The organism is Pseudonocardia ammonioxydans, from assembly GCF_900115005.1.
Classification (GTDB): domain Bacteria; phylum Actinomycetota; class Actinomycetes; order Mycobacteriales; family Pseudonocardiaceae; genus Pseudonocardia; species Pseudonocardia ammonioxydans.
This window is the reverse complement of the sequence record NZ_FOUY01000004.1, coordinates 195,752-219,408: the sequence shown is the minus strand read 5'-3', so window position 1 is coordinate 219,408 and position 23,657 is coordinate 195,752. Positions and strand designations below refer to the sequence as shown.

Below are 23,657 nucleotides of genomic sequence, written 5' to 3'. Positions count from 1 at the left end.
CCCGCACCCTAGTGCCTCAGGCCGCCCGCTCCTCGGGGTCCGAGGGGTCGGCCTCGGCGTCGTCGTCGCTGCGGGACGACGAGCGTCCGTGCACGGTGGCGATCACCCAGCCCGCGGCCAGCACGGCGGCCGTCGCGACCAGCGGCCACACCGGCAGGGCGGCCGCGAGCACCAGGCAGCCGGTCCCGCCGGCCCCGGCGACGAAGGCCACCGCGGCGGGCCGGCCGGGCGAGCGCAGGACCGCGGCGTGCAGCAGCGCGTGGTGCACCAGCGCCGCGCCGACCGCGATCGCGATGGCGGTGATCGGCCCGACGAACACGGTGACCGCGATCGCGAGCCCGCCGACGACGAGGTCGGCGACCCACGGCGTACCGCGGGCCCCACCGCGGCCCAGGAACGCGGGCAGCTCGCCGTCGCGGGCCAGTCGGGCCGTTCCGCCGGCGCTGCGGGACAGCGCGCCGAGCAGGGCGGCGGCGGTCGCCGCGGCCGCCGCGATCCGGACGAGCACGCCCACCGCGGGGCTCCCGCCGGCGTCCATCAGCGAGGCCAGCGGGGTCGCCGAGGTCGCCAGCCGCTCGACCCCCAGGCCGTGCAGCAGCGCACCCGCCAGTCCCAGCAGCAGCGCCGTCGTGATCAGGACGGCGATCGCCGGGGCCCGGCGCATCGCGCGCATCGGGTCGCGCAGGCTCCCCCCGAGCTCGGCGACCCGGGACAGCCCGGTGAAGGCGAAGAAGACGAACGCGCCCGCGGTGAGCACACCCAGCGGGCCGGGGTCGACCGCGGCCTGCAGGGTGCCGTTCACCGGGTCGTCGGGTGCCCCGGTCCCGTCGGCGACGGCCGCACCGGCGGTCGCGGCCGACGGCATCGCGGTCGACGACCCGGCCCCCGCCGAGCCGTCCGTGAACAGCCCGACCCCGGCGACGACGGCGAGCACCAGCAGCGTCCCCACCACCAGCCCGGTCGAGGCGCCCGGCGAGACGCGGACACCGGCCGCGTTCACCGCGATCACGGCCAGCACCGCGATCACCGCCACCGGCAGCGGCTGGACCGGCAGGACGTAGGCGCCGAACACCCCGGCCGCCGCGGCCGCCGCGGCCGTGCGCGAGACCAGCCGGGCGATCGCGCCCAGCCGCAGCGCCGGAGCGGGCAGGTCCCCGCGGACGAGCTCCGGGCCGGCCGGGCGGGCGGTCGCCAGGTGTGCGGTCGAGGCGACCACCGTCAACGCGAGCAGCCCGGCGAGGACGACACCGATCGGGAACCACACCCCGGCGGACGCGGCCGCGGGGGCGAGCGCCGCGTACAGACCGGTACCGAACATCGCCGCCAGGGCGATGACGACCGCGGTGGCCGTCCGGATCCGGTGGGCAGGTCGGGACACCGGATCACCATCCCATCCGGCCCTGCGCCGCGCGGCGCCGCGGGGGTGTCATTAGCATCTCGGTCCGGTATCGCCGGACCGCTCCCCGCCCGGCCGGCGCACGCGACCCGTGCGCTGGTCACGGTGCGTGCCGGAGCGGTGCCGCTGCACCACTCGATCGAGAATTCGTGCCCGTCCGGACCCCGAGTCCGCATCGTGACCGAGGAGCTTCTTCGTGCCGACCGAACCGACCATCCCGGACACCGCCGTGCTGATCGGCTCCCCCGCGACCGCCGCGGTCGACGCCGTGGTCATCGGCCTCCGCCCGGCCGAGTCCGAGGCCACCGACGGCCCCGGCGCGAGCGACCCGGGCGCCGGCACGGGCGGCAACGCCGCGCCGGTGCTCGCGCCCGGCGCCGCGGAGATCGACGCGGCCTTCGGCGGGGAACTCGCCGAGCTGCTGCGGGTCGTCGGGGCGAGCGGCAAGGCCGAGCAGGTCGTGTCGCTGCCGACCCGCGGCGCGCTGACCGCGCCTCGGCTGGTGGCCGTCGGCCTGGGCCGGGCGGCCGAGACGGCAGCAGGCGCCGACGGCGCCGAGGGGGCCGAGCCGGTCCGGCGGGCCGCGGGTGCCGCCGCCCGCGCGCTGGCCGGGACCTCCTCGGTCGCGAGCACCCTGTCCGCGGTCGACGCCGAGGCCGCCGTCGTCGGGGCCGTGCTCGGCGGCTACCGGTTCGATGTGCACCGCTCCAGCACCGACGACGCCGCCGCCCCGGTCGCCTCCTGGAGCTTCGCCGGCACGACCGCCGACGCGCTCCGGCGGGCGACGCTGGTCGCCGAGGCCGTCGCCACCGCGCGGAACCTGGTGAACACCGCGCCGAACGTGCTGGTCCCGGAGACGTTCGCGGCCCGGGCCGTCGCGCTCGGCGAGCAGGCCGGGCTGGTCACCGAGGTCCTCGACGACACCCGGCTGCGGGAGAACGGGTACGGCGGGATCAGCGGGGTCGGCCAGGGCTCGTCGAACAAGCCCCGGCTGGTCCGGCTGACCTGGAACGGCGGCGAGGGGGCGAAGCGGGTCGCGCTGGTCGGCAAGGGGATCACGTTCGACACCGGCGGCATCTCGCTGAAGCCGAACGCCGGGATGGCCGACATGACCTCGGACATGGGCGGTGCCGCGGCCGTCGTCGCGACCGTGGTGCTGGCGGCGAAGCTCGAGCTGCCGGTCACGGTGACCGCGACGGTGCCGATGGCCGAGAACATGCCATCCTCGACCGCCTACAAGCCCGGCGACGTGCTGACCATGTACGGCGGCCGGACCGTCGAGGTGCTCAACACCGACGCCGAGGGCCGGCTCATCCTGGCCGACGCCATCGTCCGGGCCGCCGAGGACTCCCCCGACTACCTGGTGGAGACCTCGACGCTGACCGGCGCCCAGCAGGTCGCGCTGGGCCTGCGCACCGCCGGGATCATGGGGTCCGACGACCTGCGGGACCGGATCGCCGGTCACGGCATCGCCACCGGGGAGGACGCCTGGGCGATGCCGCTGCCCGAGTACCTGCGCTCCGACCTGGACTCCCGCGTCGCCGACATCGCCAACGTCAGCGGGCAGCGCTTCGCCGGGATGCTGCTGGCCGGGGTGTTCCTCAAGGAGTTCGTGCCGGCCGGGCTGCCGTGGGCGCACATCGACATCGCCGGGCCCTCGTACAACACGTCCGGGGCCCGCGGGTACACGACCAAGGGCGGCACCGGTGTGCCGGTGCGGACCCTGATCGCGTTCCTGGAGGACGTCGCCGCGAACGGCTGATTTCCGGCGGTCATGCAGCGGCCGGCGCGACTGGAAGGTCAGTGCTCCTGGAAGGTCAGCGCTCCTGCAGGGCGTCCAGCGCGACGGCGACCGAGGCGGCGAGGCGGAAGTCGATCCGCGGATCGGGGACGGAGACGTCGTACCGGTCCCGGATCGACCGCTGCCGGTCGCTGCTCATCACGACCCCTCCGCCGCCGTCCTCGGCGAAGTCGAAGTGGTAGGCGAACGGCACGCTGTCGAGGACCCGGCGTAGGAGCGCGATCGGCAGGCTGCGCTCGGTGCCGGTCGCGGCCAGCCCCGGTGCGGTGAGGCTCCAGGTCGAGCGCAGCAGGCTCGCCCCGAACCTCTTGCCGAAGGTGCCGAGGACCCGGCCGTGCTCGTCGTAGACGTCGTGCTGGGCGCGCACGTCCATCACCTGCCGGGCCCGGAAGGAGAAGACCGGGCGGCTGCGGGAGTCGTCCGCCCAGAACGTGACCTGCTCGCGCATCGCGAACCGCTTCTGCTGGGCGAAGGCCAGCAGCTCGCCCTCGCTGCCGTCCGGGTTGGCGGCCCGCACGTCGTAGCGGTTGACGCCGAGGCCGATCCGCTGGCGGACGAAGAGGCGGGGCAGGTGCATCGCAGCCGTCACGCGGGGCAGTCTCGCAGGATGATCATTCGAGGCCGCCGCCGCGGCCCGGCGCGTCCGGGGTGACTTCGCAGCCCCGCCGACCGGCACCGCGGCATCGCGAAGTTACCGACGGGTACGGCATACTCCCGCCATGATCGGACAGCGTCGCCGAGCCGGCAGGCACGAGATCCCCGCGCACGCACCCCGCTCCGCCGTGGTCACCGGGGCGGCCCGGGGCATCGGTGCGGCGATCGCCACCGAGCTCGTCGGCCGCGGCTACCGGGTGCTCGTCACCGACCTCGACGCCGCCGCGGCGCAGGCCACCGCCGACCGGATCGGCGCCGCGGGCGGGTTCGCCCACGACGTCACCGACCCCGCCGCCGCGCACGCCGTCGTGCGGGCGGCGCAGGAGCTGGCCCCGCTCGGCGCCTGGGTCGCCAACGCGGGGGTCGGCTTCGACGGCACGCTCACCGAGCTGTCCGACGCGCACGCCCGCGCCCTGGTCGAGGTGAACCTGCTGGGGGTGATGTGGGGCGCGCGGGCCGCGGTCGCGGCGTTCCGCGAGCAGGCCGCGGCCGGCCTCGCGCACGGCGGCGAGATCGGCGCCACGGTGTCGCTCTCGGCGCTCGGCCCGGTGCCGGGCCTGTCGGTGTACGCGGCGTCGAAGGCGGGCGCGCTCTCGCTGGTCTCCGGGCTGGCCTCCGAGGTCCGCGCCGAGGGGATCCGGGTGCACGCGATCTGCCCGGACGGGGTGAACACCGACCTGCTGCGCGGGATGAAGCCCGGCGGGCAGGGTCAGGCGCTGGTGCGCTCCGGGACGCTGGTCACCACCGAGCAGGTCGCGGCGGGGCTGGTCGGGATGTTCGGCACCGGCCGGGTCTACCGGACGATCCCGGCCTGGCGCGGGGCGATGCTGCGCCTGACCGCGCTGCTCCCCGGTCCGGCGCTGCGGCTGGAACCGGCGATGCGGGCGGTCGGGGCCCGCAAGGCACGCGCGCTGCGCCCCGAGTAGGACGCCTACCGGTCCTTGTCCCGCAACTGGCGCAGCATCTCGTCCTGCCGCGCCCGCTTGCGCTCCACCCGCCCGCGGGCGTCGTGGTCACGCATCCGCTGCGGGTAGCCGACGAGCTGGACGTCATAGATCGGCATCCGCATCGACCGGGCGAGCTTCGTCGCCCGTTTCGGGCTCCCGACCCGGCGCCGGGTCCACTCGCCGTCGTGCGCCACGAACACCACGGTCGTCTCGGTGACCGTCGTGCGGGGTTCGACGAAGGCCTCCACCCCGGTCCGCGCTGCCGTCCATTCCCGCAGGTAGGACTCGGCGTCCGGCGCTTTCGCCCGGCCCGGGGCACGGCGGGGGCGGAACCGGTCCAGCAGGCCCATGCGCGTCATCCTCTCGTCCGCTCGCGCGGTGCCCGTACCGCCGTGGGGGCGAGACGCACACATCCGATCTCCCTTCCCAACGTGCGGGGACCGTGATCTGCTCCCGACACCCGGATGGCGCGCCCACGGGGTAGTGACAAGATGGGGCCGCCGGACGCGATGTCACGCACGGCGGGCAGCGAGCCGGACGGACCGGAGGGGAGCTGATCGGTGTCCGAAGCGGGCCCACGGGATGCGGGCACGGCCGACCTGGTGATCCTGGGCGGCGGGTCCGGCGGTTACGCCTGCGCCCTGCGCGCCGCGGAGCTCGGGCTCTCGGTCGTGCTCATCGAGAAGGACAAGCTGGGCGGGACCTGCCTGCACCGCGGGTGCATCCCGACCAAGGCGCTGCTGCACGCCGCGGAGGTCGCCGACAACGCCCGCGACGGTGCACGGTTCGGCGTCCGGTCCACGTTCGACGGTGTCGACATGGCCGGCGTGAACTCCTACAAGGACGGTGTGGTCGGACGCCTGTACCAGGGCCTGCAGGGGCTGGTCGGCTCCCGCGGCATCACCGTGGTGCAGGGTGCCGGCGTCCTGGAGGGGCCGGGTGTGGTCCGGGTCGGTGACGACCGCTGGACCGGCAGGCACGTCGTGCTGGCCACCGGGTCCTACGCCCGTTCGCTGCCCGGCCTCGAGCTCGACGACCGCATCGTCACCTCCGACGCCGCGCTGTCCCTCGACGAGGTACCGCAGCGGGTCGTCGTGCTGGGCGGCGGCGTGATCGGCGTCGAGTTCGCCAGCGTGTGGCGCTCGTTCGGCGCGGAGGTCACCGTCGTCGAGGCGCTGCCCCGGCTGGTCCCGGCCGAGGACGAGTTCTGCTCGACCCAGCTCGCCCGCGCCTTCCGCCGCCGCCGGATCACCGCCCGCACCGGCGTCCGGTTCGCGAAGGCGACCCGGCACGGCGACGCCGTCACCGTCTCGCTGGAGTCCGGTGAGGAGCTCGAGGCCGACCTGCTGCTGGTCGCGGTCGGCCGCGGCCCCAACACCACCGGCCACGGCTTCGCCGAGGCCGGCGTCGCGATGACCGACGGGTTCGTCACGATCGACGAGCGGCTGCGGACCGGCCTGGACGGGGTGTACGCCGTCGGCGACATCACCCCCGGCCTGCAGCTGGCCCACCGCGGGTTCGCGCACGGAATCTTCGTCGCCGAGGACGTCGCCGGGCTCGACCCGGCCCCGGTGACCGACGACGGCATCCCGCGCGTCACCTACTGCGATCCGGAGATCGCCTCGGTCGGGCTGACCGAGGACGCCGCCCGCGAGCGCTACGACGAGGTGCACACGTTCACCTACGACCTGGCCGGCAACGGCCGGTCCCAGATCCTGCGGACCTCGGGTGCGGTCAAGCTCGTCCAGGCGGGCCCGGCCGGACCCGACGGCCCCGTGGTGGGCGTGCACATGGTCGGCTCCCGGATCGGCGAGCTCGTCGGAGAAGCACAACTGGTCTACAACTGGGAGGCTCTCCCCCGCGACGTCGCGCCGCTGATCCACGCCCACCCCACGCAGAGCGAGGCCCTCGGAGAAGCCCACCTCGCACTGGCCGGGAAACCGCTGCACACCCACAGCTGACCCCCGGCCCCACCGAACCGAACACCCACGCGGAACAAGAGGAGCTCCTGCCGACATGGCCGTCACCGTTGAGATGCCCGCCCTGGGCGAGAGTGTCACCGAGGGCACCGTCACCCGCTGGCTCAAGTCCGAGGGCGACACCGTCGAGGTCGACGAGCCGTTGCTCGAGGTCTCCACGGACAAGGTCGACACCGAGATCCCGTCGCCCGCGGCGGGCGTGCTGAAGCGGATCATCGCGGGCGAGGACGACACCGTCGAGGTCGGCGGCGAGCTCGCCGTGATCGGCGACGCCGACGAGTCCGACTCCACCGGCGGCGGCTCCGCCGCCTCCGAGCAGTCCGCCCCGTCCGAGCCGGAGCCGGAGCCCGAGCCGGCCCAGGAGCCGGCGCCGGCTGCCGAGCAGGCAGCGCCGCAGCAGGACTCCGGCGGTTCGTCCGGCGGCGGTTCCGGCAGCCCGGTGACCATGCCCGAGCTGGGCGAGTCCGTCACCGAGGGCACCGTCACCCGCTGGCTCAAGCAGGTCGGGGACTCGGTCGCGGTCGACGAGCCGCTGCTCGAGGTCTCCACCGACAAGGTCGACACCGAGATCCCGTCGCCGGTCGCGGGCACCGTGCTCGAGCACACCGTGGGCGAGGACGAGACCGTCGAGGTCGGCGCGCAGCTCGCCGTCATCGGTGACGCCTCGGCCGCTCCGGCCCAGGAGTCGGCTCCGAAGCAGGAGCCCCCGAAGCAGGAAGCCCCGAAGCAGGAGACCCCGAAGCAGGAGGCGCCCGAGCAGGAGGCGCCGGCCCCGCAGGCCGCCGCCGAGCCGGCGCAGCCGAAGGCGGAGGCGCCGAAGCAGGAGGCGACGGAGCCGGTCGGCTCCGCCGACACCCCGCAGGGCGCCGCCCCGCAGGCCGGAGCCCAGTCCTCCGACGGCGCGGGCGGGAAGCCCTACGTGACCCCGCTGGTCCGCAAGCTGGCCCAGGAGCACGGCGTCGACCTCGGCACGGTCACCGGCTCCGGCGTCGGCGGCCGGATCCGCAAGCAGGACGTGCTGGCCGCGGCCGAGCAGAAGTCCGCGCCCGCCGCGGCACCGGCGGCCGCCCCGGCCGCCTCCGGCGGCGCGCCGAAGCAGCCGCAGGCCGTCCCGACCCGCTCCGGCGACGCGCCGGAGCCGGGCACCACGGTCAAGCTGCCGCGCCTGCGCCAGGTCATCGCCCAGCGCATGACCGAGTCGCTGTCGACCTCGGCCCAGCTGACCACGGTCCAGGAGGTCGACCTGACCCGGATCGTCAAGCTCCGCAACCGGGTCAAGGAGGACTTCAAGCGCCGCGAGGGCGCCAACCTGACGTTCCTGGCGTTCATCGTCAAGGCGACCGTCGAGGCGCTCAAGGCCTTCCCGTCGGTCAACGCCTCGATCTCGCAGGACGGCAAGCAGGTCACCTACCACGGTGCCGTGCACATGGGCATCGCGGTCGACACGCCGCGCGGCCTGCTCGTCCCGGTGATCAAGGACTCGGACGACCTGTCGCTGGCCGGGATCGCCAAGAAGATCGCCGACGTCGCGTCCCGGACCCGGGACGCGAAGATCGGCCCGGACGAGCTGTCCGGCGGCACGTTCACGATCACCAACATCGGGTCCGCCGGTGCGCTGTTCGACACGCCGATCATCAACCAGCCCCAGGTCGGGATCCTGGGCACCGGTGCGATCGTGAAGGAGCCGAAGGTCGTGACCGGCCCGGAGGGCGACGACGTCATCGCCATCCGCTCGGTGTGCTACCTGCCGCTGACCTACGACCACCGCCTGGTCGACGGCGCGGACGCCGGCCGGTTCCTCTCCGCGGTGCGGGCCCGCCTGGAGGAGGGTGCGTTCGAGGCCGAGCTCGGCCTGTAGGCGGCTCGCGCGTCCCGCGCTCGCGACCCGTCCCGCGATCACGGCCCGTCCCGGTGCACACCGGGGCGGGCCGCGTCGTGTCACGGCCGCCCCGGGTCACGACCGTGCCGCCGTCGCGCCACCGGCCCTCCGTCCCACCTGTGTGTCACCGCCGCGTCACCCGCCGTGGCACCCCGGTGCGCGTCACCCGGTCCCGTGATGTCGGTGACCCCCGTCGCATCCGTGTCCGGGTCGCGTGACACCGCCGAACCGGGAAGGATCGCCGCCGTGCGAGTCGTCGTGGCCGGTTCGTCCGGACTGATCGGAACAGCCCTGGTCGCCCATCTGCGGGGCGCGGGGCACGAGGTGCTGCGCCTGGTGCGACGGCCCCCGGCCGCCCCCGACGAACGCGGCTGGGACCCGCCCGCGGGCACCATCCAGGACGGCACGCTGGACGGCGTCGACGCCGTCGTGAACCTCAACGGCGCCGGCATCGCCGACCGGCCGTGGAGCGGGGCACGCAAGCAGCTGATCCGGGACTCGCGCAACGTCCCGACCGACGTCCTGGCCACCGCGGTGGCCCGGCACCGGGTGCCGGTGCTGGTCAGCGGCTCGGCGATCGACTACTACGGCGACACCGGCGACCAGGTGATCGACGAGTCGGCGCCGTCGGGCAGCGGGTTCCTCGCCGACGTCTGCCGGGACTGGGAGGCGGCCACCGCGCCGGCCGTCGACGCCGGGGCCCGGGTCGTGCTGGTCCGTACCGGTCTGGTCCTCTCCCCCTCCGGCGGGCTGCTGGCGATGCTGCGCCCGCTGTTCAAGGGCTTCCTCGGTGGCCGGATCGGCAAGGGCACCCAGTACATGGCGTGGGTGTCGCTGGACGACCAGGTCTCGGCCCTGCGCTTCGCCGTCGAGACCGACGGGCTCTCCGGCCCGGCCAACGTGACCGGGCCGGTCCCGATCACCAACGCCGAGTTCACCACCGAGCTGGGCCAGGCCGTCGGACGGCCGACCCCATTCACTGTGCCGGCCCCGGTGGTCGCGGGCGTGCTCGGCGAGATGGGCCGGGAGCTGCTGCTCCAGGGCCAGCGCGCGGTCCCGCGGGCCCTGCTCGACGCCGGGTTCCGGTTCCGCCACGACACGGTCGGCGACGCGCTGTCGGCGGCGGTCGGTACGTGAGCGGGCCCGCGCACCCGGCACCCGGCGCGGAGGACGCGTGAGCACCCCGGACGTGCTGGTCGTCGGGGCCGGGCTCGCCGGGCTGCGGGCGGCGACCGTCCTGCACCGGCGAGGGCTGGCGGTGCGGGTGCTCGAGGCCGCCGACCGGGTCGGTGGCCGGATGGCGACCGACGTCATCGACGGCTTCCGCTGCGACCGGGGCTTCCAGGTCCTCAACTCCTCCTACCCGGCGCTGCGGGCAGCGCTGGCCCCGCACGGACTCGACTCCCTCGGGGCGCGCGCGTTCGCGCCGGGCGCGGCGGTCCGGGCCGGCGACGGCGAGCTGCACCGCTTCGTCAACCCGCTGCGCCGGCCGGCCTCGGCGCTCGGCACCGCCGTCGACGACCTGCTCGGGCCGGTCGACAAGGCCCGGCTGGCCGCCTGGACCGCGGCGGTGCTGGCCTCCCCGCCGGGACGGACCGCCGGGCTGGCCGACCGCTCCGCGGCCGACGACCTCGATGCGGCCGGGCTGGGCGGGGCGGTGACCGACCGGTTCCTGCGGCCGTTCCTGTCCGGGGTGCTGGGCGAGGCGGCGCTGGAGACCTCGGCCGCGTTCGTCCGGCTGGTGTGGCGCAGCTTCGCGCTCGGCCGGATCGTCGTGCCCGACGACGGCATCGAGGCGCTCCCCCGGCGGCTGGCCGCGGCGTTGCCGGACGGCACGGTCTCGCTCGGGGTGCGGGTGCACGCCGTGCACGGCGGGCCCGCCCCGTCGGTGGACACCGACGACGGGACGCTGCCGGCCCGCGCCGTGGTCGTCGCGGCCGACCCGCGCACCGCCGCCGCGCTGCTGCCCGGTGTGGCCGAGCCGCGGATGAACGCGCTCACGACGTTCTTCCACGTCCCTGCGCTGCCACCCACCGCGGAGCCGTTGCTGCACCTCGACGGCACCGGCGGCCCGGTGGTCAACACCAGCGTGCTGACCGCGGCCGCCCCCGGCTACTCGGCCGACGGCCGGGCCCTGGTCGCGTCCTCGATCGTCGGGACCCCGTCGGCCACCGGCGTCGACGAGCCGGTCGTGCGCCGCGAGCCCGCCCGGATCTGGGGCGTGCCCACCTGCGACTGGGCGCACCTGCACACCGCCCAGGTCGACGAGGCGCTGCCGTTGCTGGAGCCGGGGCGCCCGCTGCGGCGCGACGTCGACCTGGGCGCGGGCCTCTTCGTCGCCGGCGACCACCGCGACACCCCGTCCACCCAGGGGGCGCTGGTCAGCGGCCGGCGTGCGGCGCAGGCCGTCCTGGCCCGGCTGGGTGCGGCGTAGGCTCCGGTGTCATGCCCGCCCCGCATGTGAGCTGCCGTGCCGCGACCGACGCCGTCCGGGTGGACCGGCTGGGCCGCGTCGAGTACCAGGCCGCGTGGGACACCCAGCGTGCCCACGCCGCCGCCCGCGCCGACGGCAGCGGCCCGGACGTCGTGATGCTGCTGGAGCACCCGCCCGTCTACACCGCCGGGCGGCGCACCCAGCCCGAGGACCGGCCGACCGACGGCACCCCGGTGATCGACGTCGACCGCGGTGGCCGGATCACCTGGCACGGGCCGGGCCAGCTGGTCGGCTACCCGATCGTCCTGCTGGACGCGCCGATGGACGTCGTCGACTACGTGCGCCGGCTGGAGGAGGCCCTGATCCGGGTCTGCCACGAGCTCGGCCTCGAGCGGGCGGGCCGGATCGAGGGACGGTCCGGGGTCTGGCTGCCCGCCGAGGGATTCACCCCGGAGCGCAAGATCGCCGCGATCGGGGTGCGGATCCAGGGCGGGATCACCCAGCACGGGTTCGCCATCAACTGCAACGCCGACATGGGCGACTTCGGCAAGATCGTGCCGTGCGGGATCGCCGACGCCGGCGTCACCACGCTGAGCACCGAGCTCGGTCACGAGGTCACGATCGACGACGTCACCGACGCGGTCACCGCGGCCGTGCTCGACGCCCTCGAGGGGCGGCTGCCGGTCGCCGAGCACCGGGTGGCCCGGATGGTCGACCTGATGTCCGGCCTGGGCTGATCGCCCGCTCTTCCGTAGTTCCGTAGTATCGCCCCCGTGACCGAGGACGCCGACCGCCGCCTGTCCGATCTGGAACGCCGGGTCGCCGCGCTGGAGGAGCACGCCGGTCATCCCGGGGCCGGGGGCCGCGGAACGGGGGGTACCGCGGCCTCCGGCGCCGGGACCGTCCACTACTCGGGCGAGGTGGACCTGCACGGCCCGATCAGCTGGACCATCTCCTACGACGCCGGTGCCGCGCTCGCGCTGGACGACGAGCCCCGCACCGGAGTGCTCGCCGCGCTCGGGCACCCGGTCCGCGTGCGGATCGTGCGCGGGCTGCTGCACGGCCCGCGGACCACCGCCGAGCTCACCGAGGTCGCCGAGCTGGCCTCGACCGGGCAGCTCTACCACCACCTGCGGGCGCTGACCCACGCCGGGATCGTCGAGCAGGACGGCCGCGGCAGCTACCGGATCGCGCCGCGCGCCGTCGTGCCAGCGCTGGTGCTGCTCACCGCCGCGGCCGACATCGCCGGCCAGCTCGGCACCACCCCCGCCCGGTAGGGCGGCGCTGCGAGCGCCGGCCCGGGGCGGCTACAGCCGGGGCGCCACCGTCGCGGCGAACTCCTCGAGGTGGTCGAGATCGGCCAGGTCGAGCACCTGCAGGTAGAACCGGGTCGCGCCGGTCCGCTCGGACCAGCGGCCGAGCTGGTCGACGACCTGCTCCGGGGTGCCGGCCAGGCAGTTCGCGCGGACGTCGTCCACGTCGCGGCCGACGGCGGCGGCACGGCGGGCGACCGCGGCGTCGTCGCGGCCCAGGCACAGCATCTGCGCCACCGAGTACGTCAGCTCCGCCGGGTCGCGCCCGGCCGCCCGGCAGGCCTCGCCGACCCGGCCGAACTGCTCGGCGACGGCGTCGGGCTGCTGGAACGGCACGTTGAACTCGGACGCGAAGCGGGCCGCCAGCGCCGGGGTGCGGCGCCGCCCCATGCCCCCGACGATCACCGGCGGGGCGTCCTGCACGGGCCGCGGCAGCGCCGGCGAGTCGACGAGCTCGTAGTGCGTGCCGCGGTGGGTGAACCGCTCGCCGGGCGCTGTGGCCCACATCCCGGTGAGGATCTCGAGCTGCTCGGTCAGGCGCGCGAAGCGCTCACCGAGCGGCGGGAACGGCACCCCGTAGGCGGTGTGCTCGGCCTCGAACCAGCCGGTCCCCAGGCCGAGCTCGATCCGGCCGCCGGACATCTCGTCGGCCTGCGCGACGGCGACGGCCAGCGGGCCGGGCAGCCGGAACGTCGCGCTGGTGACCAGCGTGCCCAGCCGGATCCGCTCGGTCTCGCGGCCCAGCGCGGCCAGGGTCACCCAGGCGTCGGTCGGCCCGGGCAGGCCCGTGCCGTCGCCCATCGCCAGCCAGTGGTCGGACCGGAAGAAGCCGTCGTACCCGGCGTCCTGTGCGGTCCGCGCGACACGGAGCAGATCGGTGTAGGAGGCGCCCTGCTGGGGCTCGGTGAAGATCCGGAAGTCCACAGCCGGGCACCGTAGCGTCGCGCGTAGGGTGGACGCCGTGACCGTCGCACCAGAAGGCCGCAAACTGCTCCGTCTCGAGGTCCGTAACAGCGAGACCCCGATCGAGCGCAAGCCGTCCTGGATCCGCACCCGCGCCCGGACCGGTCCGCAGTACACCGAGCTCAAGGGGCTCGTCCGCTCGGGCGGGCTGCACACGGTGTGCGAGGAGGCCGGTTGTCCCAACATCTACGAGTGCTGGGAGGACCGCGAGGCGACGTTCCTGATCGGTGGTGAGCAGTGCACCCGTCGCTGTGACTTCTGCCAGATCGACACGGGCCGGCCCGCCGACCTCGACGTCGACGAGCCCCGCCGGGTCGCGGAGTCGGTGCGGCAGATGGGCCTGCGCTACTCCACCGTCACCGGCGTCGCCCGCGACGACCTCGACGACGGCGGCTCCTGGCTCTACGCCGAGACCGTCCGCAAGATCCACGAGATGAACCCGGGCACCGGCGTCGAGCTGCTGATCCCGGACTTCAACTCCCGGGACGACCAGCTCGGTCCGGTCTTCGACGCCCGGCCCGAGGTGCTCGCGCACAACCTGGAGACCGTCCCGCGGATCTTCAAGCGGATCCGGCCCGCGTTCCGCTACGAGCGCTCGCTCGAGGTCCTCACCAAGGCCCGCGCGCAGGGCCTGGTCACCAAGTCGAACCTGATCCTCGGCATGGGCGAGACCCCGGACGAGGTCACCTCCGCGCTGCACGACCTGCACGAGGCCGGCTGCGAGATCATCACGATCACCCAGTACCTGCGTCCGACCAAGCGCCACCACCCGGTGGAGCGCTGGGTCAAGCCCGAGGAGTTCGTCGAGCACTCGCGCGCCGCCGAACAGATCGGGTTCGCCGGCGTGATGGCCGGGCCGCTGGTGCGCTCGTCGTACCGGGCCGGCCGGCTCTACGCCCAGACCGTCGCGCACCGCGGGGAGGAACTGCACCCCGACCTGGCGCACCTGACCGAATCCGGCCCGGCCGCCCAGGAGGCCAGCTCCCTGCTCGCCCGGAGCTGAGTCGCCGCACCGTCGATCATCGCCCAGAAGTAGGCTGGACCCATGCCCGGCAAGCCCCGCAAGCCCACGCCCGAAGAGCGCAAGGCGCTCAAGGCCCAGAAGAAGGCCGCGTCGAAGCAGCGTCGCCAGCAGATCTGGCAGGCGTTCCAGATGCAGCGCAAGGAGGACAAGAAGCTCCTCCCGATCATGATCGGCGTCTTCGTCGGTTCGATCGCGCTGCTCACGCTCATCGGCTGGTTCTTCGGGATGACGTGGTTCTTCGTCCCGTTCGGCGTGCTCATCGGCGGTCTGGCGGCGTTCAGCATCTTCGGGCGCCGCGTGCAGAAGTCGGTCTACCTCAAGGCCGAGGGCCAGCCGGGCGCCGCGGGCTGGGCGCTGGACAACATGCGCGGGCAGTGGCGGGTCACGCAGGGCGTGGCGGGGACCACGCACCTCGACGCGGTGCACCGGGTCATCGGGCGGCCCGGGATCATCTTCGTCGCCGAGGGCGCCCCGCACCGGGTGAAGAACCTGCTCGGCCAGGAGAAGAAGCGCACCGCGCGGGTCGCCGGCACCACCCCGATCTACGACGTGATCATCGGGAACGAGGAGGGCCAGGTCCCGCTGAAGAGCCTGCAGCGGCACCTGATGAAGCTGCCCCGCAACATCTCCGCCGCGGAGATGGACTCGCTGGAGAGCAAGCTGAACGCGCTGGGCAGCCGGGCGGCGGCGATGCCGAAGGGGCCGCTGCCGCAGGGCGCGAAGATGCGCAGCGTCCAGCGCACGGTCCGCCGCCGCTGACCGGTCGGGCGGCGGTCCGTCCGGTTCCGGCCCCGCGCTCCGGCAGCCGACGCTATCGCGTGTACTTTCGCGTTACGCTGCCGGGGTGACCGAACGACCGACGATGCAGCGCCCGGGCGGGCGCACCGCCCGCGTCCGGAACGCCGTGCACGAGGCCGTGATCGCCCTGCTGGCCGAGCAGAGCTGGGAGGAGCTGAGCCTCCCGGCGGTCGCCGAACGGTCCGGGGTGCACCAGGCGACGCTGTACCGGCGGTGGCGCACCGTGCCGGCCCTGCTCGACGACGTCGTCGCCGAGCACCTCACCCGCGCCGCTCCCCTGCCGGACACCGGGACGCTGCGCGGCGACCTCGACGCCTACGCCGCCGGCGTCGCCCGCGGCCTCACCGGGCCGTTCCGGGTGCTGATCCTGCGGGCGGCGATGGTCGACACCGGTGGTGCGGGCACGCCCGCCCTGTCCGGGGTGCTCGCGCAGCGGAGCCGGCAGCTGCAGGAGATGCTCGACCGGGCCCGGGACCGTGGCGAGGCCGCACCCACCCTCGACGAGCTGGTCGAGCTCGTCCTGGCGCCGCTGTACTTCTACGCCCTGTTCGGACGCCCTGCGGGGGCGGCCGACCCGCGCCGGCTGGTGGACCGGCTGCTCGAGCTCGCCGCCGCAGCATGATCCGGGCCCGCGCCGGCGCCACCGCCACCGGCACGGGCCCGGCGTTCAGGGGGCGGTGGGTCCTGCAGCACGCAGTCGGCGCACACGCTGCCGCCGGGCACCCGGTAGTACAGACAGCAGGAGCGGCGGCGGAACGTCCATCCCCGGTCCGGCAGGTCCGGCGGGTGCCGCTCCCCGGTCGCGGCCAGCCACGGGTGGTCCAGCAGACCGGCCGCAACCGTCGCGACCGGGCCTGCGGCGTCCGGGCGCTGGATGTCGAGCACCCGTTTCGCCCCCGCCACCGAGGAGGCGACGTTGCCCCACAGCACCGCCGCGGACACGGTGAACCGGGCCCGGACGGCGTCGACGAGCGGGGCCAGCACCTGCTCGACCACGGGGTCGAGCAGCCGGGCGTCCGGCGGGTCGGCGACGGTGATCCGCAGCGGGTCGAGCGCGATCACCTCACCGGCCGGTGTCGTCGACCACCAGAGCGTCTCCGGGCGGACGTCGAGCACGGCACCGCGTAGCGCGAGGGCCGCCAGCGGCCCGGACAGCACCTTCGCCGCCATCGCCTGCAGCGCGATCGACGCCGCGATCCGGCGGCCCAGCGGCGGCTCGGCACCGAGCGCGACCCGGGTGCGTTCGACCCGGCCGACCAGTGCCCGCGGGTCCAGTACCGCGGCGAACGGCCGCACCGGGTAACCGGCCGCGCGTTCGGCGGCCGGCTCACGCACCTCGAAGAACGGGCCGACGGCGGCGAGCTCGTCGAGCACGGGCAGGCCGGGTGCGGCCCGGTGCCCGGTGTTCACGGCCCGCACCGGCCCGGCCCGTCGAGCGGCAGCGGCAGCCCGGTGACGATCCGGGCCGCCGCGGCGCCGGCCCGCCGGCCGGGCGGGGTGGGGACGTCCGGCACGGCGGCGGAGGAGGTGGCCCCGGTCGATACCGCAGCTGGTGGGGCGGGTTCGTCCGGCACGGCGACGGGTGGGGCGGGCTCGGCGGACACCGCCGCGGGTGGAGCGGGCCCGGTCGACACGGCAGCGGGTGGGGCGGGCCCGGCCGGCACAGCGGCGGCCGGCGCGGGTTCGACGAACGCGGGCCCGCGCGGCGGCAGCTTCGCGTGGTGCACCGCGACGGCCCCGTCGACGTCGATGCCGACACCGGTGTCCAGCGGGGACCGGCGGGCGGCGCGGTGGGCGAGCGCGACCGCTCCGCCGTCGCCGGGCGGGCCGGCTCCGGCGGTCGGGTCCGGCCAGGCGAGGACCGGGACCCCCTCCTCCTCCGCCCCGGCCAGCACCTCGCGCAGCACCGCGACCGGTGCGTCCGGATGGTGCCGGACGACGATCGACGGCCGCTCCGGCGTACCGCCGTGGCGGGCCGGCCCGGTCATGATGCGAGCTCCCCGGCCTGCTCCCCGGCAGGCTCGGTGGCCCAGGCGTCGACGAGACCGGACGCGACGGCGTTGCGCGGGCCCTCGGTGCCGTGCACGTTGCCCGTCCCGCAGACGATCCCGTGCCCGGCCAGCGCGTCGGCGATCATCTCCGGGATCTCGAAGTCCAGCGCCGACCCGCCCAGCAGCACGACGAACTCCAGCATCCGCAACGACCCGCCCGGCGCGACCTGGCGCAGCGCCCGCAGCGCGTTCACGACGAACACCCGCCGCTTGGCCTCCCGCCGGACCCGCCGGACGTGGTCGACCGGGTGCCGGGTGGGCACCGGCACCGGCCCGTCCGGGGTCATCACCACGACCCGCGCGAACACGTGCGCGGGCAGCGGCTCGGTGAAGAACTGCACCGTGCCGTCCTCGTGCCGGACGTGGAAGAAGCTCTCCACCTTGGCCAGCGGGTACCACTTGACCTGCTCGGCGGTGTCGCGGTCGTCGAGCGCCAGCTCGGAGTCGATCAGCTTGGTGACCAGCTCCCCCGCCCCGGCCACGTGCACGGCGGTGCACGCGCCGTCGGCGGTGAGCAGGGCCGCGTCGGTGGAACCGCCGCCCATGTCGAGCACCGCGATCGGCCGGTCGGTGCCCGGCGTGGTCAGCGCGCCGCGCACGGCCATCTCCCCCTCCACCCCACCGATCCGCGCCGAGCAGTGCAGCGCGCCGGCGACGCGGTCGGCGACCACCTGCATCCGGCTGCGGCTGGTGCGCACCATCGCGGCGAGCGCGACGGCGTTCTCCAGCGCGACCTCCCCGGCCAGCCCGCCCCGCACCTCGCGCGGGACGAACGTGTCGATGGCCAGCACGTCCCGGATCCGGATCTCCGCGGCCGGCTGCCCGGTCACGTCGGTCATCGTGTCGCGGACCTGGGCCAGCATCCCGCCGACATGGGTTCCGGGCTCGCCGGTGGCGTCCTCGAGGGGCTGCACCCGGCCGAGCAGGTCCATGATCGCCTCGGCGCCGGCGTCGACGTCGACCCGCAGGGTCTTGCCGGCACCGGTGAGCACCAGCTCCCCGACCGGGACCCGGCGGTCGGAGACGTCCCCGCTCGGGGTCCGGACGACGACCGCGGACCGGTTCCCGGTCAGCGCCCGGGCCACCGGGGCGACCTGGCGGGTCTGGTCCGGGTCCAGCCCGAACACGCTCGCCAGGCCGTAGGAGTCCGACAGCGTCCGGATCGTGCGGCCCGGTGCGGCGACCTCGACCGCGGCCGCCATCCCCAGCGGCACGCGCTCGACCGCGCCGACCTCGTCCACGATCGGGATCGCGCCCCCGGCCGGCTCCCCGGTGAGCCGGTTGGCGACCAGCACCGCGTCGTCGTGCGCGAGCACGGCCGCGACCAGTTCCAGCCCGCGCCCGACGGCGTCGTTGAGCACGGCGGCGACCCGGTCGAAGTCCCACCCGCGCGGCACGACGACGATCGACGGGCCGCCCGGGACGGGCGCGTCGCCGACGAGGTCGTCGATCGGGACCGTCGTCCCGGCACCGAGCCCGCCCCCGCCCGGCGTCGACGGGTTGTGCCCGATCATCGTGGACTCGGTGATGATCGTCTCGGTGATCGTCTCCATGGCCAGCCCGCTGATCACCGGCGTGGCCTCGTTGAGCAGCACGAGGTCGAGACCGGCCGGGTCCCGCCGGGCCCCCTCCAGGGCCCGGCGGACGGCGGTGACGGCCCCGTCGGTGTTGTCGGGAGTGCCCTTCACCCCGGTGGTGCGGGTCAGGGCGCTGCCCAGGCGCTGCACCCGGCCGGCGGCGTCGACCGCGGCGACGCACGCCTCGGTCGTCGAGTTGCCGATGTCCACGCCCACGACCAGCCGGGAACCGTCGTCCACCCTGCTCCCCTCAGCCCGCGAGGCTCGGTGCGGACTCGAGCACCACCTCGACCGGCTTCACACCGGCCCGGATCCGGTCGAACTCCTTCAGGTGCAGCAGCGCCGCCTTGGCCTGCCACCGCGGCCGGGCCATCTGGTCGTTGCGGGTCGGGACCGGCTCCGGCGACTCCCCCTTCGCGTACTGGGCGGCGTTGGCGCCGATCCCCCGGAACACCGCGGCGTCGAGCAGCGGGGACTGCGGGAACAGCTCGAGGTTGGACAGCCGGGCGAGGTCCTTCTGGTGGATCATCGTGGTGCCCCGGGACAACAGCCCCACGCAGATCCCCGACCCGGACAGCTTCGCGCCGGTGTGCGCGATGGCCGCGAGGTCGGCGGTGTCCCAGACCCGGATCAGCCTCGAGGTCACGCCCTGTTCCTCGACACCGGCCATCACCTGGCGCAGCACCTCGGCGTGCGGCACGTCGACGATCGTGCGGGTGAAGAAGTCAGCGAACGCCGGGGACACGGCGATCACGACCTCGTCGGGGCGGGTGCCGCGCGCGGCCGGACCGACCTCGCGCAGGGACGCCGTGGTGGGACCGGTCATCGCTGCTCCTCCTGCGGTCGCGTGGACGGGGGTGCTCACGAGACCTCCTCCTCCGGGTTCTCCGCGCTGGTCACGTGCCGCAGCCGCTTGAGCTCGGCCCAGCGCTCGCCGGTCAGCCGGTAGCCGGTGCCGGGCCCGGCGTAGTCGTTGGCGTCGTTGATCGCCGCCTGCGGGACGAAGTCGGCGTCGAGGATCGCCGAGGTCTGCAGCAGGTCCCCGGACACCCGCTGGCGCAGGACCTGCAGGTAGTTCTCGGCGATGTCGGAGAATCCGGTCCGCTCCAGGATCTTCACCAGGTCCAGGCCGGTGACCCCGCGGTCCATCACCGACTGGGCACCCTTGAGGTCCTCCAGGACCTCGCGCAGCGGGTAGTCGGCGCTGGAGTCGGCGTAGGTGGCGGCCTCGACCTCGTCGTCGGTGATCCGCGGCAGGTCGAGCTCGGCGAACACCGCCTGCAGCGCGCGGGCCGCCCGGTTCCGCACGGCGAGGATCTCCTCGCTCCGGACGTGCCGCAGGCCGCCGTCGACCTGCAGGTCGCGCTGGACGGTGTTCCAGTCGTCGTAGTCCTCGACGTCCAGGTTGGACCCGGCGAACATGTTGTCCGAGTTCGGCACGGCCGAGAACCCGGAGCACACGAGGTCCTGGCCGGGCAGCATCTGCGGCATCAGCCGGCTGGTCCGGCGCATCGCCGAGTGCGAGAACGACTGGTCGTTGCCTGCCGCGCACTCCAGGTCGAGCATGTTGCAGACCAGGTTCTCCGCGGCGACCGCGCGGATCCCGCCGGGCACCGCCCCCGGCACGCCGATGCAGCTGATCGACCCGTTCTGCAGGCCCTGCACACCCGCGCCCTTGGCCATCAGGATGCAGCGGATCTCCAGGTACAGCATGGAGCGGCCCTCGGCGTTGCCCATCTGCACCTCGGAGCCGGTGCCGGAGGTGAAGCGCATCTTGATCCCGCGCGAGGCGTAGGCACTGGCCAGGAACGCCTTGGACCACGGGGTGTCGTCCCCGTCGACGAACACCGACTCGGTGCCGTACACCGAGATCGTCTCGGCGTAGCCGGTGATGCCGCGCATGCCGAGGTCGAGCTCGGTGGCCTCCTCGAGCGCGCACTGGGTGATCACTCCGCCGCGCCCGGCCTGGGCACCGATCTGCAGGCCGATCGCGACCAGCGGGGCGTAGCGCAGGACGCCGAGCGTGGTCTCCAGCTCCGCGAAGCCGCGCAGCGCGCCCTCGGCGGCGTCCGCGGCGACCTGGATCGGGTTGTCCCGGGCGCTGGTCGAGTGCGCCTGGTTGGCGGGCATGCGGCGGGCCCGCATCTTCTGCATCGCCATCATGATCTCGACGACATTCATCAGCTTGACGACGTCGAGCAGCTTCGCCGGGGTCAGCCCGCGGGTGAGGTCGAGGACCTCCCCCCGACCGACGGTCGGGTTCACCAGCATCCGGGCGATCTCGTCGGACGGGACGGCGTTGGCCCGCTCGGCCACGTCCACGTCGATCGCGTGGTCGGCGATGAAGGTGTCCATGAAGTCGAACTCGGCACGGGGACGGCCGTCGAGCTCGACGATCACCCCGTTCTCCACCCGGATGCTCGGGGCCGGGTCGAAGTCGCTCTCCATCGCGACGAGGCCCTTCTCCGGCCACTCCTCGACGAACCCGTCGAGGTTGACCGGCCGGGACTCGAGCATCTCGGTGCGCTTGGAGGTGCGGGGGCCGGCCGCGGCGCCCGACGACGGCAGCGTGCTGGTCATCTCCTCACTCTCCTTCGGGGGCGAGCAGGTCACGGGCCTCGTAGACCTCGGCGGACTCACGGACCAGGGCGGCGCAGAGCGGGGCGGCGTGGACCGACTCGAGCCGCTCGGCGATCTCGGTGAGGCGCTGCCTCGACGACGCCCGCGGGCGCAGCGCGTTGTAGATCGCGAGCACCTCCTCGTCGGGCACCGCGGTGAGCTCGGCGGCCCGGCGCATGTTCTCGGCCAGCTGGCGGCGCCCGACCGCGTCGGAGATCTCACCCTGCATCTGCAGGGTCTCCGGGCTGACCCGCAGATCCTCGTTCGTGATGTCCCCGGCGACGACCGCCGCCATCGTCACGTCGGACAGCGGCGTTCCGGTCGGGGTCCGCAGCAGGTCCGGGCGTCGTACCGACAGCGGGTAGTCGGCGGGGCCGAGCGTGGTGGTCATCGGTCTCCTCGGTGTGTCGGGAGGGGCCGGCGGTGCCGGAAGTGGCGGTGCCGGAAGTGGCGGTGCCGGAAGTGGCGGTGCCGGAAGTGGCGGTGCCGGCAGTGGCAGGACGGGTCGCGTGCCGGGGTGACGTGTCAGGCGAGGGCCGCGACGGCGGCCTCGGCGACGAGGACGTCCTGCTCGACCGAGCCGGCGCTGACCCCGACCGCACCGACCAGCTCGCCGTCGCGGTGGACGGGGATGCCGCCGCCGAAGGTGACGAGCCCGCCGGAGGTGTGCTCGAGGCCGTAGAGCTCGGCACCGGGCTGGACCAGCGGACCGAGCGCCGCGGTCGGTGCGTTCATCATGATCGACGTCCGCGCCTTGCGCTGGGCGATGTCGATGCTGGCCCGGATGGCGCCGTCCTGACGGGCGAACGCGAGCAGGTGACCGCCGTCGTCGACGACCGCCACGTTCATCGGCTGGCCGATCTCGGTGGCCTTGGCGAGCCCGGCGGCGAGTGCCTTCTCGGCGTCCTGCAGGGTCAGACGGTCCATCCGCGTCACTCCTCGTCGGGCTTCGACAACCGGCAGGCGTCGTGCGGCCCGGGCACCTCCCGGGGCACCACCCGACGCTAGGAGGGTGACGACGGCACCGGTATGAGGGCTGTCCCTACCCCCACGCCCTCCGGTCAGGTCCGATCGGCGCCGTCGGCGGCGCCGAAGCGGGCGAGCATGGTGCGGTTGCGGGCACCGGTCTTGCGCAGGATCGCGCCGACGTGCTTCTCCACCGTCTTGACCGAGATCTGCAGCAGGCTCGCGATCTGCTTGTCGGGGAGCCCCTGCTCGACGAGCGCGCGGACCTCGCGCTCGCGCAGGGTCAGCGCCGCGTTGCCACGGGTGGGGCGCCCGGGCCCGGCGTTGCCGGGCGGAGCGCTGCGGGACCGGGTGTCACCGGGCGGCGCGCCGCCGGGCAGAGCGCCACCGGACAGCGCGCTGCCGAGCCGGGCGGCCTCACGTTCCACGGCACCGGCGGGGTCGGCGGCAGCCGAGGCATCGGCCGGGAGCGGGGCGAACGGCTCTGTGGCGGGTGCATCGGCCGGGCCGGACGCGGCAGCCGAGTCGGGCACGCCGGCCGGGACGAACACAGCAGTCGCATCGGACACCGCGGCCGGGCCGGGCGGTGCGAGCGGCGGCTCGGGCAACCGCGCCCGGATCCGGGTGCCCCAGCCCGGGGTGCTGTCGACCTCGAACTCGCCGCCCCGCTCCCGCACGCCCGCGGCGGCACCGGCCAGCCCGGAGTGGGTGACGGCCGCCGGGTCGAAACCACAGCCGTCGTCCTCGACCAGCAGCCGCACCGCACCGGTGTCGAAGGCCAGCCCCACCCGGACGGTCTCGGCGCCGGAGTGCCGCACGACGTTGTCGAGCACCGACCGGACGATCTCGAGCACCCGGGACCCGACGTCCGGGGCGAGGACCCGCTCGGTCCCCATCGTCACGACACCTCCGCCGGCCCCCAGCGCGCGCACCGCCCGGTCGAGCTCGGCCCGCACGGCCGGGACCGGCCGGAGCGGGGTCGGCGGGGCCGGGCGGACCGGCCCCGTGGCCAGCTCCTCGGCCAGCATGCGCGCCCGCCGCAGCGCGTCGCCCGGCGAGATCCCGGACGCCACGGCCCGCTCGGCGCGGTCGAGCTCGTCGAGGAGGGCGTGGATGCCGGCAGGCGGCACCGCGGGCACGGCGTCCTGTCCATCGTGGTCCTGCGCTGCAGCGTGGCCGAGGATCACCTGGTCCTCCCCGCATCCCTCTTGCATCTCAGTCGTCCGAGCACTGAACGTAGAGCGGGAGCACCGGGG

23 protein-coding genes are annotated in these 23,657 nt (G+C 74.9%); 11 read left to right on the top strand and 12 right to left on the bottom strand.

What is annotated here, in order from left to right; genetic code table 11:
• Window positions 1-16: 16 nt before the first annotated feature.
• Window positions 17-1,378, bottom strand: coding sequence for an APC family permease (locus BM093_RS06440; protein WP_093338607.1), 1,362 nt, complete (start codon window positions 1,376-1,378; stop codon window positions 17-19).
• Window positions 1,379-1,592: 214 nt separating this feature from the next.
• Between BM093_RS06440 and BM093_RS06435 the strand changes: the two genes are divergently transcribed.
• Window positions 1,593-3,158, top strand: coding sequence for a leucyl aminopeptidase (locus BM093_RS06435; RefSeq protein ID WP_245773339.1), 1,566 nt, complete (start codon window positions 1,593-1,595; stop codon window positions 3,156-3,158).
• Window positions 3,159-3,213: 55 nt separating this feature from the next.
• Here the strand turns inward: BM093_RS06435 and BM093_RS06430 are convergent, their stop codons facing one another.
• The gene (locus BM093_RS06430; protein ID WP_218162682.1) at window positions 3,214-3,786 is read right to left on the bottom strand and encodes an LURP-one-related family protein; all 573 of its coding nucleotides are present in this window, start codon (window positions 3,784-3,786) and stop codon (window positions 3,214-3,216) included.
• A 130-nt stretch (window positions 3,787-3,916) separates the two neighbouring features.
• Here BM093_RS06430 and BM093_RS06425 point away from each other — a divergent pair, with 130 nt between their 5' ends.
• The gene (locus BM093_RS06425) at window positions 3,917-4,777 is read left to right on the top strand and encodes an SDR family NAD(P)-dependent oxidoreductase (RefSeq protein ID WP_093338599.1); all 861 of its coding nucleotides are present in this window, start codon (window positions 3,917-3,919) and stop codon (window positions 4,775-4,777) included.
• Window positions 4,778-4,782: 5 nt separating this feature from the next.
• On the opposite strand, the gene BM093_RS06420 is transcribed toward BM093_RS06425, so the two are convergent.
• Window positions 4,783-5,148: an oxidoreductase gene (locus BM093_RS06420; RefSeq protein ID WP_093338596.1), complete on the bottom strand. Its 366-nt coding sequence runs from the start codon at window positions 5,146-5,148 to the stop codon at window positions 4,783-4,785.
• 210 nt (window positions 5,149-5,358) lie between these two features.
• Between BM093_RS06420 and lpdA the strand changes: the two genes are divergently transcribed.
• The 6 genes from lpdA (at window position 5,359) to BM093_RS06390 (ending at window position 12,367) form a co-directional block, all read left to right on the top strand.
• Window positions 5,359-6,759 (top strand): dihydrolipoyl dehydrogenase, encoded by a 1,401-nt coding sequence (lpdA, locus tag BM093_RS06415; RefSeq protein WP_093338594.1) that lies wholly within the window; start codon window positions 5,359-5,361, stop codon window positions 6,757-6,759.
• 55 nt (window positions 6,760-6,814) lie between these two features.
• The gene (gene sucB, locus BM093_RS06410; protein WP_093338592.1) at window positions 6,815-8,635 is read left to right on the top strand and encodes a 2-oxoglutarate dehydrogenase, E2 component, dihydrolipoamide succinyltransferase; all 1,821 of its coding nucleotides are present in this window, start codon (window positions 6,815-6,817) and stop codon (window positions 8,633-8,635) included.
• Window positions 8,636-8,902: 267 nt separating this feature from the next.
• On the top strand, window positions 8,903-9,793 hold the full coding sequence (locus tag BM093_RS06405; RefSeq protein ID WP_177238297.1) for a TIGR01777 family oxidoreductase: 891 nt from the start codon (window positions 8,903-8,905) through the stop codon (window positions 9,791-9,793).
• A gap of 37 nt (window positions 9,794-9,830) precedes the next feature.
• On the top strand, window positions 9,831-11,090 hold the full coding sequence (locus BM093_RS06400) for a protoporphyrinogen/coproporphyrinogen oxidase (RefSeq protein ID WP_093338590.1): 1,260 nt from the start codon (window positions 9,831-9,833) through the stop codon (window positions 11,088-11,090).
• An 11-nt stretch (window positions 11,091-11,101) separates the two neighbouring features.
• Window positions 11,102-11,827 carry a lipoyl(octanoyl) transferase LipB gene (lipB, locus tag BM093_RS06395; protein WP_093338587.1) on the top strand — a complete coding sequence of 242 codons (726 nt, stop codon included), beginning with the start codon at window positions 11,102-11,104 and terminating at the stop codon, window positions 11,825-11,827.
• A gap of 36 nt (window positions 11,828-11,863) precedes the next feature.
• Window positions 11,864-12,367, top strand: coding sequence for an ArsR/SmtB family transcription factor (locus tag BM093_RS06390; protein ID WP_093338584.1), 504 nt, complete (start codon window positions 11,864-11,866; stop codon window positions 12,365-12,367).
• A 30-nt stretch (window positions 12,368-12,397) separates the two neighbouring features.
• On the opposite strand, the gene BM093_RS06385 is transcribed toward BM093_RS06390, so the two are convergent.
• Window positions 12,398-13,327 carry an LLM class F420-dependent oxidoreductase gene (locus tag BM093_RS06385; protein ID WP_093338581.1) on the bottom strand — a complete coding sequence of 310 codons (930 nt, stop codon included), beginning with the start codon at window positions 13,325-13,327 and terminating at the stop codon, window positions 12,398-12,400.
• A 37-nt stretch (window positions 13,328-13,364) separates the two neighbouring features.
• Here BM093_RS06385 and lipA point away from each other — a divergent pair, with 37 nt between their 5' ends.
• From lipA to BM093_RS06370, 3 genes are all read left to right on the top strand, one after another.
• Complete coding sequence (gene lipA, locus BM093_RS06380; RefSeq protein ID WP_093338745.1) at window positions 13,365-14,369, top strand: lipoyl synthase; 1,005 nt, start codon at window positions 13,365-13,367, stop codon at window positions 14,367-14,369.
• A gap of 42 nt (window positions 14,370-14,411) precedes the next feature.
• Entirely contained in the window at window positions 14,412-15,149 is a 738-nt protein-coding gene (locus BM093_RS06375) for a DUF4191 domain-containing protein (RefSeq protein WP_093338578.1), read from the top strand.
• Between the two features lie 85 nt (window positions 15,150-15,234).
• Window positions 15,235-15,810, top strand: a complete 576-nt coding sequence (locus BM093_RS06370) for a TetR/AcrR family transcriptional regulator (protein ID WP_218162681.1) — start codon at window positions 15,235-15,237, stop codon at window positions 15,808-15,810.
• Here BM093_RS06370 and BM093_RS06365 read toward each other — a convergent pair.
• The 8 genes from BM093_RS06365 to BM093_RS06330 all read right to left on the bottom strand — a co-directional run bounded on the left by BM093_RS06365 (window position 15,726) and on the right by BM093_RS06330 (window position 23,588).
• Window positions 15,726-16,598, bottom strand: coding sequence for a (2Fe-2S)-binding protein (locus BM093_RS06365; protein ID WP_143105280.1), 873 nt, complete (start codon window positions 16,596-16,598; stop codon window positions 15,726-15,728). The genes BM093_RS06370 and BM093_RS06365 overlap by 85 nt on opposite strands.
• Window positions 16,595-17,176, bottom strand: a complete 582-nt coding sequence (locus BM093_RS37845; protein ID WP_093338570.1) for a glycerol dehydratase reactivase beta/small subunit family protein — start codon at window positions 17,174-17,176, stop codon at window positions 16,595-16,597. Before BM093_RS37845 ends, BM093_RS06365 begins: the two co-directional genes overlap by 4 nt.
• Entirely contained in the window at window positions 17,173-19,056 is a 1,884-nt protein-coding gene (locus BM093_RS06355; protein WP_143105279.1) for a diol dehydratase reactivase subunit alpha, read from the bottom strand. The genes BM093_RS37845 and BM093_RS06355 overlap by 4 nt, the downstream gene beginning before the upstream one ends.
• Window positions 19,057-19,066: 10 nt before the next feature.
• Window positions 19,067-19,642 carry a propanediol/glycerol family dehydratase medium subunit gene (locus BM093_RS06350; RefSeq protein WP_093338567.1) on the bottom strand — a complete coding sequence of 192 codons (576 nt, stop codon included), beginning with the start codon at window positions 19,640-19,642 and terminating at the stop codon, window positions 19,067-19,069.
• Between the two features lie 35 nt (window positions 19,643-19,677).
• Entirely contained in the window at window positions 19,678-21,396 is a 1,719-nt protein-coding gene (locus tag BM093_RS06345) for a propanediol/glycerol family dehydratase large subunit (RefSeq protein WP_093338564.1), read from the bottom strand.
• A 4-nt stretch (window positions 21,397-21,400) separates the two neighbouring features.
• A complete protein-coding gene (locus BM093_RS06340; protein ID WP_093338562.1) occupies window positions 21,401-21,826 on the bottom strand; it encodes a diol dehydratase small subunit in 426 nt (141 codons plus the stop codon).
• A gap of 134 nt (window positions 21,827-21,960) precedes the next feature.
• A complete protein-coding gene (locus BM093_RS06335) occupies window positions 21,961-22,362 on the bottom strand; it encodes a GlcG/HbpS family heme-binding protein (protein ID WP_093338559.1) in 402 nt (133 codons plus the stop codon).
• Between the two features lie 134 nt (window positions 22,363-22,496).
• On the bottom strand, window positions 22,497-23,588 hold the full coding sequence (locus BM093_RS06330; protein WP_093338557.1) for a LuxR C-terminal-related transcriptional regulator: 1,092 nt from the start codon (window positions 23,586-23,588) through the stop codon (window positions 22,497-22,499).
• Window positions 23,589-23,657 lie beyond the last annotated feature (69 nt).